Origin of the sequence: Metamycoplasma alkalescens (genome assembly GCF_900476125.1) — a bacterium.
GTDB lineage: Bacteria > Bacillota_I > Bacilli_A > Mycoplasmatales > Metamycoplasmataceae > Metamycoplasma > Metamycoplasma alkalescens.
In genome coordinates this window covers 754,572-769,425 of record NZ_LS991949.1, presented here as the reverse complement: position 1 = coordinate 769,425, position 14,854 = coordinate 754,572, and the positions used below count along the sequence as shown (strand labels likewise).

At 21.4% G+C, this 14,854-nt stretch carries 4 protein-coding genes; all 4 read right to left on the bottom strand.

What is annotated here, in order from left to right:
* Nucleotides 1-236 precede the first annotated feature (236 nt).
* Nucleotides 237-1,250 carry an IS30 family transposase gene (locus D2845_RS03240; RefSeq protein WP_117275966.1) on the bottom strand — a complete coding sequence of 338 codons (1,014 nt, stop codon included), beginning with the start codon at nucleotides 1,248-1,250 and terminating at the stop codon, nucleotides 237-239.
* Between the two features lie 112 nt (nucleotides 1,251-1,362).
* The gene (locus tag D2845_RS03235) at nucleotides 1,363-1,659 is read right to left on the bottom strand and encodes a hypothetical protein (protein WP_110858417.1); all 297 of its coding nucleotides are present in this window, start codon (nucleotides 1,657-1,659) and stop codon (nucleotides 1,363-1,365) included.
* Between the two features lie 869 nt (nucleotides 1,660-2,528).
* Complete coding sequence (locus tag D2845_RS06850) at nucleotides 2,529-8,063, bottom strand: hypothetical protein (RefSeq protein WP_110858425.1); 5,535 nt, start codon at nucleotides 8,061-8,063, stop codon at nucleotides 2,529-2,531.
* Nucleotides 8,064-8,700: 637 nt separating this feature from the next.
* Nucleotides 8,701-14,220 carry a ligand-binding sensor domain-containing protein gene (locus D2845_RS06845; RefSeq protein ID WP_110858418.1) on the bottom strand — a complete coding sequence of 1,840 codons (5,520 nt, stop codon included), beginning with the start codon at nucleotides 14,218-14,220 and terminating at the stop codon, nucleotides 8,701-8,703.
* Nucleotides 14,221-14,854 lie beyond the last annotated feature (634 nt).

The following is a 14,854-nucleotide window of genomic DNA, read 5'->3' as shown; positions in this document are numbered from 1 at the left end:
CCTAAATGAAAAGTTCAAGTGCAACACTGTTGCATTTGCTTTTTTTATTATAAATTAAATGTTTCTATAACTTATTTTTTTGTTTAAAATGAAAAAATATTTATTATTTTTTTGAATCTAAATTCAATTTAAAGAGTTTTATTATTAAAACTAAAATTTGAAATACTCAAAAAACTGACATTAGTCAGTTATTATTTTTTTTAGTTTGATTTTATCAATTTTAAATAAGTAAATTTTTATAATATAAAATCATTACTATTTTCTTTTTTAAACAACTCCAAAGGTGTTAATCAGTTTAATATTTCTCTTGGCATATTGTTAATTTTGAAAACTATTTTTTCTAATTCTTCTTGGGTTATTTCATTAAAATCAAACCCCTTTTTAAATTCTCTTCTTAAAATCCCATTTCAATGTTCATTACTACCTCGTTGGAATGATGCATATGGTTCTGCACGATATATTTTTATGTCTAACCACTTAGCTAATAAACCAATTTTTTCAAATTCAATACCATTATCTATGGTTATGCTTTTGACAAATAAATTGTTATCTTGAATTAGATTTTTAAGACTTGAATTTATTACAAATCCAGATTTTGAACGAACTTTTATTGCGAATCCGATTCTTGTTTTTCTTTCTGTAAGTGTTAAAACATTGTAATATCCATTTGATTTTCTACCCAATACAAGATCAGCTTCTCAGTGTCCAAATTCTTTTCTTAAATCAATTTTTTTTGGTCTTGTTCATATTGGAAAAACGTAATCTGCTGAATTAACCAATCTTTTTATAACTGATGTAGTTCTTTTTCCACCCTTTTTATATCATTTTCTTAATCTATCTTTTCTTTTGATAACTCAAAGATTTTTATTTATTCAGTTGTATACCGTTCTTAATGAAGGACAATTTATATTTGGATCCTTTTTTATCTCATGTAATGTAGCTTTCACACCATAGTATTTTTTGTCATATTTATTTTTGAATAATTCTGTAAATTTATCAAATTTATTCGGCAACAAAAATCTAAAATAATATTTATGTCTATGACGTTTTTTAGCTTTAATGTTTGCTACCATGGGGTCATAAGTTCCTAAACTTGTGTTTCTTTTTATTTCTCGCATAATTGTTGAAGGACTTCTATCTAATTTTTTTGCAATTGAACGTATTGATTTATTACGATTAAGCTCAAATTTTATATAAGATCTTTCAACTTCATTTATGTGTTTATATTTATTATTTTTGTTATAATTCATATTGAAAGTTCCTTTATCTCAAGCGGGACTTTTTTTCTTATTTTTAAAAATAAAAATTCAAGTGTCCACAACTATATTTTATATCTTTATTGTGTTGCACTTGAATTTATAATTAAGCAGGATATGAAATTCCTTGAATTTCATTTTCTTCTTTATTAAACAAATTTTCATTTTTTGAATTTTCTGTGTTGTTATGCCCAATTGCATAATCATCACCAATTGCTAGGTATTTAATTTTTCCACTAATAGGTTTTTGAATGTTATTTTTTTCTTGAATTTCGTAATTAATATTTTCATTACTTGGGTTATTTTTATTATTACATGCCGCTGAAATAAGCGGAATTGTAATTCCAATAGGAATTAGCATCGGCAAATGGCTTATTTTCCTGATTTTCTTATTTGGTTTCATAAAAAAACCTCCTAATTTATTTATTTTTACATCTTTAAGGATGCATTTTTAAATAATCATTATTCATAATTTAATTGCTTAAGCTATAACAAAATTTAATAGTAATTATGTATCTAATCAGAAATAAAATTTTCTTAATAAATATGAAATTTTAATAATGAAAATAAAAGTTTTTATTGCAAATAAATTACTTTATAATCATTTAAATTTTTCTCTAAAAATTCATAGAATTAATTTTTCAGATCTTTATTGTTGTGTTTAAAAAAACCTAATTAAATTTAGGTAAATTTAGATTAATTAGATTATTTATTAGAAACAAAAAATAATTTCATTCATTTATTAAAATAAATTGTTACTTCTTATTAAATTCCTAGTTTAAATAGCCCATGTTAAGCCTTTTTTGTAAAAAATATTATTATTTCTTAATTTTTATATATTTAAAAATCTTAAATTATTAATTTTTAGACTATCCAAAGGCACTAGAAAATATACATTCAAGTGGCATTCAAAAAATGCACTTTAAAAATTGATATTTTTAGTTTTTATATTATTAGTTTATAAAAAATATTTCAATAAAGTAATAAAAAAATAATTACATTTAAACAAAACTAGAATATAAATTATAAATATATATCATATTGTTCGAATCTTTTCTAAGAAGTTTAAAAGTTAATTATTTTCTTAGAATTTTTCCATCTTACTTTTTTTCCAAATAATTATATATGAAATTGAAAAATATTATATTAATAATATAATATTAGATTCAAAGAAATCTTAAGTTTACTATTAGTAAATTGATTTTTTTTATATTAAAAATTAATAAAAAAAATCACAAGAAATCAACTTTCTTGTGATTGACATTTATTTTATTAAGAATATTCATTTTCATTGATTTTATCTAAACCAGATCAAGTAGATATAGATTTTTTATTATTCAATTTCATAAATTTACCATATCCACCTTCTTTTAGCGTTAGAAGAATGTATTCTTTTTTAGAAATTCTTTTTTTGGTATCTTTTTCATTAGTTTGAAAATTAATTTGTGTTAACTTGTCTTTCTCTTTTTCATTATAACCTGAACTAGTTATGATGTAAGTAATTGATTCGGGTCCGTAGTTTTTTTCATCAAAATATGTTCATTTTTTAATGAATCATCCACTTTCACTAATTGCATAATTAGTAAATTGACGACGGTCACTTTCTTTTTTAAAATATGCTTGCATTCCAGTAAATTTACTTGATATAAATGGAATAGCTTTTAAATTAGTACCCTCTTGAATTTCCCATAATATTGATCTAACACCAGTGTATAAACTTAATGTTGAAAACTCTATTCCTTTTGCTGCATCACGATCTTTAACAAGTGTTTCGCGACCAAACATTTCAAAAAGAATAAAATCAATAACTACTTTTAAACGATAAACAGCTTTTCATTGCTCAGTTTGGATTTTATCCTTAAATGGTTTACTTTCAACTTGCTTATATTGTTCATAAAGCATTTTAAAAATACTATCAGCCAATTTAAGAACGTCAATACTTGGCGTTATATTATCTGGATCTGAACTATCTTGATTTGAATTATTTCCACGATTAAATATATTACTTATTTTTGTTTGATCATTCAATGTTTTTATATTTGTTCTTTCTGAACTTATTGAATTCATATTAACATTTCTTAGCATTCTATATAAGATTGAATTTTCAAAATTACTTTTTCCAAAAATAAGATTAATAAGTTTTACAAGGCTTTCCCCATTAATAGGTTTTTCATCTCCTATTAAATCTCCTAATATGTTTAAATCACCATTTCCAAAACCTGATTTAATTTTGTTGAAGGCTTTAAATAATCATTCTAGTGGATTAGAAATGTCAAATTCCTTACTATGTTCAACGATGTGATTTGTTGTTCTTTTCACAACTTTTGTTTTAAAATATTCAGTTTCAATTAAGTGATTAATTATTTTTTCTAGTAATTCACTTAGGAATTTTTTATCTTCACTAGTTGTGTGTTCTAAATTTAAAAGATTTATTAAATGTTCTACCAATTCATTCATTAAATTCTTGTCAGATGTGAATTTTTTAATAGTTTTAACAATGCTTTCATTTAATTTATTTGAGACTTTTTCCAATATTGTATGAATAATATTTCCAATATCGTCTGCTACTATTTTTTCCCCAACAAAAAACTCACTAATAATCTCATTTATTAAATCTTTAAAGTAATTATTTTTAATTATTGAATTTATAAGTTTCTTTAACTTATCATTTGCAACTATTTTTGAATCAATGTTTTTGATTGCATCTTCAATTTGGGTATTAATAATTTGCGTAACTGTATTAGTGATTGATTCTTTTATTTCTTGATGCTCATTTTTGTTTAGAGAACCATTGAAACCTTTTATTAAATTTTTAAATATCTTTTTAAATCGCTCTATTAATTCTTTATTTTCTTGGTTAGTATCTCTTTTTCTTCTTTTAGTCTTTAATTTTGATATATTTCTTGAGAAATAGCTATATATTGAATTTAATTGATTTTTTAATTCTTCTTTATTGACATTTTTATCAAATGCTGCTAAGGATGCTTTTTTAAAAAATTCCTCAGTAAATATTTCTTCATATTTAACTTGTTTTAATGCTGAAAAAATATTATTTTTAATTTCTTCAATTTTTATTTCATTTTTTGAAATATTATCAATTAATTGTTTTAGGAAGTTAGAAATTGAACTTATTAAATCAGAATTTTTGTTTAGATTGTACATTGTTCTTGCAACAAAATTCGCAATATTTTCAATTTCATTATCTGTTGAATCAAATTGATATTTTTTACCAATAGTTTTCAATGAAAAGGCAATTAATTGCTTTAAATAATCTTTGTTATCTATTAGTTCACTAATAATTGGCTTAATCAAAGAAGATATTTTTTCTGAGTTTGAAGCAAGAATTTTTTTAAATAAACCATTTCAATTATCAATTTCTTTTAATTCAGTTTGTTTAATTTCCAAAATTCAATCTAAAATTGAATTTATAACATTATCATTATTTTTATCAAAGATAATTTTCTTAATTTTTTCAACTGTTTTCTTTGCAAATTCAGTTGCACTTGAATCTTCTTTCAAAATTAAATTTTGAATTGAATATAATTGTTTTTCAATAAAGTTTTTAATTGGTGAATTGAATAAAAGTTTGTTTAGTAATTCTTTTATATCTTTTTTATTTGATTTTTCAATTTTTTCTAAAATTTGTTTAGTTCATTTAAAAATAATATTGATTTTTTGGGAATTATTTTCTTTACTATTTTTATTATCAACTAAAAGAAGTTCAAAAAGTTGACCAAGATTTTTTTGATTAATAATCTCCGAAAATGAATTTGATAATTTAGCATTTAATTCTTTTGAAAGATCATTGAAATTATTAATTTTTTTCTTGTCAATTGATTTAATTAATTTAATAATTTCATCTTGAAAATTTTTTAGTAATTGAGAATTAGGAACATTTTCTATTACCTTTTTAAGATCTTTTGAAATTTCTTTTTTATCATTCTCATCCAATTTAATTTTTAATTTTGAATTTATTGTTATTACAAAAATATCAGCCAATAGTGTAAAGTTTTTATCATTTTTTGCTAATTGATTAAAAAGTTCTTTCACAACATCAGCCAATCCATTTTGATCAATATTTTCTAATATTGAAAGAATGAATTTTTCCGGACTTTCTTTGTTATATTTATTTTCTTTGTCAAAAATTAAGTTATAAAATAGTTTTTTTATCTTATTGACAACATTTTCATTTGTAATTGTTTCATAAATACTTTTAAATCAGGTGCTTATTAGTTGTTCAATACTATTGAATTCAGAATTTAATTCAAGTATTTTTGTTTCCAAATTATTACTTTTTATGTAATTAATCAAAGGAGAAACTACTAAATAATTACCTAATTTATTAAGCATTGATTTAATTAAACCATTATTTAATCCATCATCAATTATTAAAGAAATAAAGTCTTGAATATTTTTTTTACCCTGGTCATTTAGCAATTCATTTGTTTCTGCCTCTGATAAGTTTTTTATAAAAGTAAATAATGAATCTTTATTTTTATTTAAGTTATTTATTTCTTTTGGATCGAGGAATTTATCAATTTTTACTAAAGAAGCTCCTAAATAAACCATGCCTTTGTTGTATTTTTCCTGATCCAGGTTTTTTATATGGTTTGGTGTATAACTAACTAATTTAAAAAATACGTGATTGTTTTTATTAATCCCATCTTTATTATCCAATGCTAAAGATTCAAAGAATTTCTTATTAATTTGTTGATTGTTATCTAAATTATTTAAGATTGTTTTTGCTAATAAATCTAGTAATTGATAACTTAAATCGTCTTTTTTATCTTTATTAAAATCTAAACTTTCAATGAGATGCTGAAATAAATATTCAATTGCATCAATGTGTTCCTTATTTTTAATTTGATAAACATTTTTTAGCTCTTCAGTAATTTCTTTAACTGTTTTTGTAAAAATTTTTTTATCTTTTTTAATTTGTTTAATTGCTTCTGCAAATAAATCAATAATTTCTTCTTTTGTGTCAATGAAAAGATTTTTAACGAAATTATCAAAATTAGAATTTTTAAAATATTCTTTTTGCTTATTTTCATTTAAAAGAATAACTGAAATTTTTTTAGTAATCACATCAAATTCTTTTTCAATTGAAACCTTATTTAAAAGAAGATTTTTTAATTGATTAGGAAATATTTTATTCAATATTTCATCTTTAAACATTGCCTTAATAAAACTTGGTAAATTAGTTTCTAAAAATTTTTTATTTTCTTCTTTTTCTAAATATTTTTTATCTAAAAGATCTTTTATCAAGAAATAAAAATTATTATTTTGTGATCATTGATGATGAATCAAATTTTTAATATTTTCAAATGAAGTATTTGTATGTGCTTGCTTTGCTAATAATTCTAAAATTGCAATATTAACTTTTTTAAGTGTATCTTTTGTATTATCTGACTCTAAAATTTGATTAAAAAATGCTTTTAATAAATTAATTTGATTTTTTTCTAATAAGGAGTCACATAAATTTGAAAAAGTTTGATAAACATCACTTTTGTTAACACCCAAAATTCCTAAAAGATTTAAAACAATGTCTTTAATTTCTTTATCTGAAGTTACATTTAAATTCAATTTCAATTCTTTTAATAATTCTTCAACTGAATTATTTTGTTTTTCAGACGCAATAATTTTTTTATTGATTTGATTTTTTTCAAACGGATATTCTTTGTTATATGAATCAGTTTTTGTGTTATTAATACCAAAAATTAATGATTTGATTGTTGTTGATTTTTTTTCAAATTCAAGTGTATTTAAATGTTTTGAATTTTCTTGATTATCAAATAATTTATTATATTCAGAATTATTTATTGACATTTTGGCAAAAATATCTTGACCTAATTTTTTATAAGCATTTTTATTTGGCAAAATGCTTATAAAATCTGTTGTAAAATCATTTTTGTTATTTAGAAGATATTCTTCATTAGAGAATGAATAAAAATTAAGATTTTTTTTCGTTGCAACTGATTGAATTGCTTCATTTAGTTGCTTAGTTGTATTTTTAAAAACTTCATTTAATCCTTCATTACTTTGAAGATTAATTGTGTGTAAGAGTGGTGATAAAAATCCAGTTAAACTAATATTAATTTCTGGATTGATTTGTTTAATTTCATCAATTAAAGCAAAATAGTTATTTTTTAAATTTTCAATTCGTTGATTAATTTTATTTTTAAAACTTTCAATTCTTTCTTTGGTGTTTTGATTTTGATTAAAAATCAAACCTAAAATTTCATGTTTTTTAAAAATATCATTAAATCCGATTGAGATTGTTAATAAATTTGTTTCCTCAATTGCATTAATTAATTTTTCTGATTTAAGGTCATTATTGATTAGACCTAAATCTTTATTTAGTTGTTGTGTTTGTTCAAATGCTTCTTTTTGATTTTGATATTTATTTTTATTTAGTAAAAATAATCAATCTGTTATTTTTGAATTTGCAATTCCAAGATTATTATATTTATTTAAAGTTGTTTGACCATCATTTAGTAACAAAATTGCATTTGCTAAATATGAAGCATATGAAATCCCATAAACTTCATTTTTTTCCTTGTCAAATAAATTTTCATTTTTTGCATTTTCAGTGTTATTATGCCCAATTGCATAATCATCTCCAATTGCTAAATATTTAATTTCACCACTGATTGATTTTTGGATGTGATCATTCTTGTTTATTTGATCTTCAATATTTTTATTGCTTGCTTTATTATTACATGCTGCTGAAAAAAGCGGAATCACAAGACTTAAAGGAATTAGCATAGGCAAATTGCTTATTTTTTTGATTTTCTTATTTGGTTTCATAATAAAACCTCCTAATTTGTTTTTTACATCATTGATGATGCATTTTTGAATATCATTATTCATAAATTTAATTGCTTAAGTCACAAAAGATATAATCGTAATCATTTAATAAAAAATTGAAATGTATCAATTTTAAATAATTAAAAAAATTAAAAATTTCATTCTTTTTTATGTGTTAAGACGTTTATAAAATTCTTGTTAATAAGATATTAAATTAAGGAATTATTTAAAACTGACCAAAGGAGCTAAAAAATATGCAAAAACATTGCTAATAATAGCTTGTTTTGCAAAAAGGTTAAGATTGTTATTTTTATTATTATTTGATTTGTAAAAAGAATTTCAATAAAATAAGAAAGAAAAAATAAACGTAAACAATACCAACATATAAATTATCAATATATGTCTTATTGTTAAGATTTTTCCTAAGAATTTCAAAGCATGATTATTTTCTCAGGTATTTTTCATCTTATTTTTCATAGGAAACTAATTATATATTAAATTGAAAGAATATTATTGTAATAATATTTCAAGCAATTTTATGCTTGCATCCTGAAAGAAATTAAAAAAATATTTTAATAAACATTTTTTATAATAAAAAAACCAACCTAGAATTAGATTTATTTCTAGGTTAGTCACTCTATCATTTGTCAAATTCTATTTTATCAAGCCCAGACCAAGTAGATTTTGATTTACGCTTATTTAATTTCATAAATTTAGCATATCCACCTTCTTTTAAGGTTAAAAGAACGTATTCTTTTTTAGATATTTTTTCTTTATTTTGTTCATCTACTTGAAAATTAATTGGTTTAAGTTTATCTTTTTCCTCATGACTATAACCAGAGCTTGTTATTATATATGTAATTGATTCAGGACCATAGTTATCTTCTTCAAAATATTTTCACCCTCCCTTATTGCTTATAGCATAATTTGTAAATTGGCGTCTGTCATCTTGCTTTTTGAAGTATGCTTGCATTCCTGAAAATTTGCTTGATAAAAATGGTATAGCTCTTATGTTTGTTCCTTCTTGAACTTCTCAAAGTATCGCTCTTGTACCAGTGTACAAACTAAGTTTATTAAATTGTCATCATTTTACATCTTCACGTTTGTCCGTTAGTGTTTCCCGTCCAAATATTTCAAAAATAATAAAATCAATTGCTACTTTCAGACGGTAAACTGCTTTTCATTCATTTGTTTCAATTTTTTCTTTAAAGTTTAGTTCTTCAACTTTCTTATATTCATTATGAAGCATTCTAAAGATATCGTCAGCCAATTTAAGAATGTCAAGACCTGGTGTTATGTTATTTGGGTCTGTTTGATCAGGTTTTGAATTACCGTTTCGGTTAAAGATATTACTTATTTTTGTTTGAGCATTTAATGTATCCATATTTGTTCTTTTTGATATTTCAGGATTCATATTAATATTTCTTAACATTTTATAAAGGATAGAATTTTCAAAATTACTTTTTTCAAAAACTAAATTAATTATTTTAATTAAATTTTCACTATTAATTGGTTTTGAATCTCCTATCAACTCTCCTAAAATATCTAGATCACTATTAGTAAAACCAGATTTTATTTTCTCGCTAAAATCAACAATTCATTGAAATGGCTTAGTAATGTCGAATTCCTTGCTATAAGAAACAAGAAAATCTGTTGTTCTTTTAATAATTTTTGTTTTGAAATAATTAGTTTCAGCTAGGTAATTAATTATTTCTTTTATTAATTTTCCTAAAAATTCTTTATCTTCTTCATTTGTTTTTTCTAAACTTAAAAATTCTATTAAATCTGTTACTAATTCATTAATTAGTTTTTCATCTAATGTAAATTTTTTTACAATATTTACAATATCATTATTTAACTTACTTGATACATTTTCCAAAATTTTACTAATAATGCTACCAATATTATTAGATTCAATTTTTTTGCCTGCTAAAAAGTCTGTAATAATATCACTTATTAATTCATTAAAATATTTATTTTCAATTACAATGTTTACAATTTTTTCAAGTTTATTGTTTGAAACTATTTCTGAATCAATATTTTTAATTACTTTTCCAATTTGATCTTTAATAATTTTTGTAATAGTGTTTGTTATTGAATCACTTATTTCTTTATGATCTATTTTATTTAGCGAACTATTCAATCCTTTAAGAGCGTTAATAATTATTGATTCAAGTTTTCTTAAAAAATTATTATTTTCTTTGTTTTCAGAAGTATTTCTTTTTCGTCTTACTGCACTATTTTTTAGTTTTGGTAGATTTTCTGAAAGAAAGTTGTATAGAGATTGTAATTCTTTTTCAAATTCATCTTTTTTAACGCTTTTATCAAAAACTGCTAATGCTGCTTTTTTAAAGAAATCTTCAGTAAAAAGTTTTTCATAATCAATTTGTTTTAATGATGAAATAATATTTTCCTTGATTTCTTCGATTTTTATTTCTTTACTTGAAATATTCTCAATTAAGTTTTTTAAGAAGGCAGAAATTGTATTTGATAAGGTTCCATCATCATTCAAATTTGATATTGATCTTGCTAAGAAGTTTGCAATGTTTTCAATTTCAGTTCCTTCATAACTAAATTTGTATTTTTTTCCAACTGCTTTTATTGAAAAACTAAATAAATCTTTTAGATATGCTCTATCATTTGTTAATTCTTTAATGATTGGTTTGATTGAAGAAGATATTTCTTTTGACTTAGATGAAATAATTTTGCTAATGAAATCAGATCAATTATTTATATTTTTTAATTCTTCTTCTTTTATTCCTAATATTCAATCTAGAGATAAATCAACAAAATTGTTTTCATCATTATTAAAAATAATTTTGTTAATTTTTTCAATTGTTTTTTTTGCAAATTGTTTAGCATTTGAGTCTTCTTTTAATATTATTTCTTCAATTCTATTTATTTGTTTTTCAAGAAAACTTTTTATTGTTGAATTAGATAAAAATTCGCTTATTAATTCTTTTATATGATCTTTATTTGAATTATTGATTTTAGATAAAATTAATTTTGTTCATTTAAGAATAATATTAATTTTTGGTTGATTATTTTCTTTGTTTTTATTATTTTCAATTAATAAAAGATCGAATAGTTGGCCAATATTTTTTTGATTAATAATTTTTCCAATTGAAGCTGAAAATTTATTAGTTAATTCTTTTTGTAGATCACTAAAGTTATTAACTTTTTCTTTTTCAATTGATTTAATAATTTCAATAATTTCATTTTTTATTGTTTTTAGTAATTCAGAATCAGGAATATTTTTTATTAGATTATTAATATCTTTTGCAATTTCATTTTTTTCATTTACGTCTAGTTTTATTTTTAATTTAGAATCTAATGTTATTACAAAAATATCTGTTATTAATGAGAAGTTTTTCTCATTTGTTGTTAGTTGTTTAAAAAGCTCATTAATAATTTCAGTTAGTCCATTTTTATCAATGTTTTTTAAGATTGAAACAATAAATTTTTCAGGATTTTCTTTATTATATTTTTTTCCATTATCAAAAATTATGTCATAAGATAATTTTTTGATTTTTTCAACAACATCCTTATTTGTAATTGAATCATAAATGCCTTTAAATCAGTTTGTTATTACCTCTTTAACATTTTTTTCAGGATTTAATTTTAATATTTCATCCTCTAAATTATTGTTTTTGATGTAATTTGTTAATGGTGAGACAATAACATAGTTTCCAAATTTATCAAGTAAAGATTTGATTAGACCATTATCTAATCCATCATCAATTGCTAAAGAAATGAAACCTTCAAGATTTCTTTTACCTTCTTTATTTAATGATCCTTTTCCTTCTGCTTCAGATAAGTTTTTTATAAATGCAAATAATGAATCTTTATTTTTATTTAGGTCACTAATTTCTTTTGGATCTAGGAATTTATCAATTTTTACTAAAGAAGCAGCTAAATAAATCATTCCATTGTTGTATTTGTCTTTTTCTAACCCGGTTTTATTTGGGATATGGCTAATTAATTCAAAGAATAATTTATTATTTTTATTTATTGCATTTTTATTATCTAGGGCTAAAGATTCAAAGAATTTTCGATTAATTTTTACATTCTTGTCGAGGTTAGTTAGAATTGTTTTAGCAAATTGATCTAATAATTGATAACTTAATTGATTTTTATTATTTTGATTAAAATCTAAGTTTTCAATGAAATTCGAAAGGAAATATTTAATTGCATCAATTCGTTCATTTTTAATTTGATATACATTTTTTAATTCATTTCCAATTTCATTGATTGTATTATCAAAAGTATTTTTATTGTTTTTAATTTGTTTAATAGATTCTGCAAATAAAACAATTATTTCTTCTTTTGTATCAATTAAAACTTCCTTAATAAAATCTTCAAATTTATCAAATTTGAAATATTTTTCTTGATTTTTTTGATCTAAAAGATTAATTGAAATTTTTTGCATTACAGCATCAAGTTGTTTTTCAATTGAAACTTTTTGTAAAATAAGTTTTTTTAATGAACTAGGGAATATTTTATTCAATATTTCATCTTTAAACATTGCCTTAATAAAGTTTGCTAAATTATTTGCTAAGAATTCTTTATTTTCTTTATTTTCTAAATATTTTTTATCTAAAATTTCTTTGATTAAGAAATAAAAATTATTATTTTTTAGTCATTGGTCATTGATTAATTTTTTGATGTTTGCAAATGAAGTATTTGTATCTGATTGTTTGGCTAGTAATTCTAGAATTGCAATGTTAGCTTTATTTAGTGTATCTTTTGTCATTTTTGAATCTAGAATTTTATTAAAAAACGTTTTTAATAAATCAATCTCATTCTTTTGTATTAAAGAATCACATAAATCTAAGAAGGTTTGGTAAACTTCTTTTTTAGTAATTCCTAAGATTGATAAGAGATTTGAAATAATGTTTTTAATTTCGTCATTTTTAGAATTATTTAAATTTAGTTTTAATTCTTTTAATAATGCTTCATTCAAACTATTTTGTTTTTCAGATGTGATGATTTCTTTATTAATTTGATTTTTTTCAAATGGATATTCTTTGTTATATGAATCAGTTTTTGAATCATTAATACCAAAAATTAATGATTTGACTGTGGTTGCTTGTTTTTCAAATTCAAGAGCATTGACATGATTTGATTTTTCTTGATTATTAAACAATTTATTGTAATCATCATTTGTCATTGACATTTTTGCAAAAATGTCTTGTCCTAGTTTTTTATAGGCATTTTTGTTTGGATAAATACTTAAAAAATCAGTTGTAAAATTGCTATTATTTTGTCAAATGTAATCTTTATTTTCAAATGAATAAAAATTAAGATTTTTTTGCTCTGCAACAGAAATAATTGTGTCATTTAATTTTTTTGTTGCAACTTTTAAAACCTCATTTAATTCATTATTGCCTTGAAGATTAATTGTATGTAAAAGTGGTGATAAAAATCCAGTTAAACTAATATTAATTTCCTGGTTGATTTGTTTAATTTCATCAATCAGATTTGCATAATAAGTTTTTAAGTTATCAATTCTTTGATTAATTTTATTTTTAAAATCTTCAATTCTTTCTTGAATTTTTTCATCTTGATTAAAAATTAATCCTAGGATTTCATGTTTTTTAAAAATATCATTAAATCCAATTGAAATTGTTAATAAATTTGCTTTTTGAATTGCTTGAACTAATTTTTCTGATGTAAGATCAGTATTGATTAAAGATAAATCTTTATTTAGTTGCTGTATTTGTTCAAATGATTGTTTTTGATTGCTATATTTCGCATTATTTAATAAAAACAATCAATCTTCTATTTTTGAGTTTGCAATTCCATAATTTTCATATGCTGCTAAGTTTGTTTTTTGATCATTAACTAATAAAATCGCATTCGCTAAATATGAAGCATATGAAACTCCATAAACTTCATTTTTTTCTTTATTAAATCAGTTATTATTTTTTGAATTTTCTGTGTTGTTATGCCCAATTGCATAATCATCACCAATTGCTAAATAATTAACTTGACCATTTATTGGCTTTTGGCTTTGATTATTTTTTTGATTTTGATCATTATTATTTTTATTATTTGATTTATCATCACAAGCCGCTGAAAAAAGCGGAATTGTAAGTCCTAACGGAATTAGCATCGGCAAATTGCTTATTTTTTTGATTTTCTTATTTGGTTTCATAATAAAACCTCCTAATTGATTTTTTTTACATCTTTTTTTGATGTAGGTTAAATATCATTATTCATTAAAATTAATTGCTTAAGCTAGATAAAAATTTTGTATTTTAATTATTGTTTAATTTAAAAAAAATAAAATTTTTTACTTCAAATAAATTTTAAAATGATATCAAATTATTAATTTTTTAGATTCACTAAAAAATTCTAATAAATTGATCAAAGTGTCATTAACGACAGATATCTTACAAAAATTTATATATTTATTTTTTATTATTTAGTTTAAAAAAATGTTTCCAAGTAATAAGAAATGTAAAGAAAACTAAAAGATAAATCATAAATATATTTTTAATATGTTATATCCTTCCTAAGAGCATTAAAAATAAATTATTTTTTCCTAGGATTTTTTACATCTTATTTTTATAGCAAATAATTATAATATTAAAAATACAAAAAATATTATATTTATAATATTTAACTAAATTTTTACTAAATAATTTTACTACATTTTGATTACTAAAAATAATTTTGAGCCGCTTAAAATTTTGTGAAAAACGATCAAATTTATAGATAAAAATAATCCTAAAAATATTGTGGTAACATTTATATATCAATTAGAACACGCTTAGGAGTTATAAAAA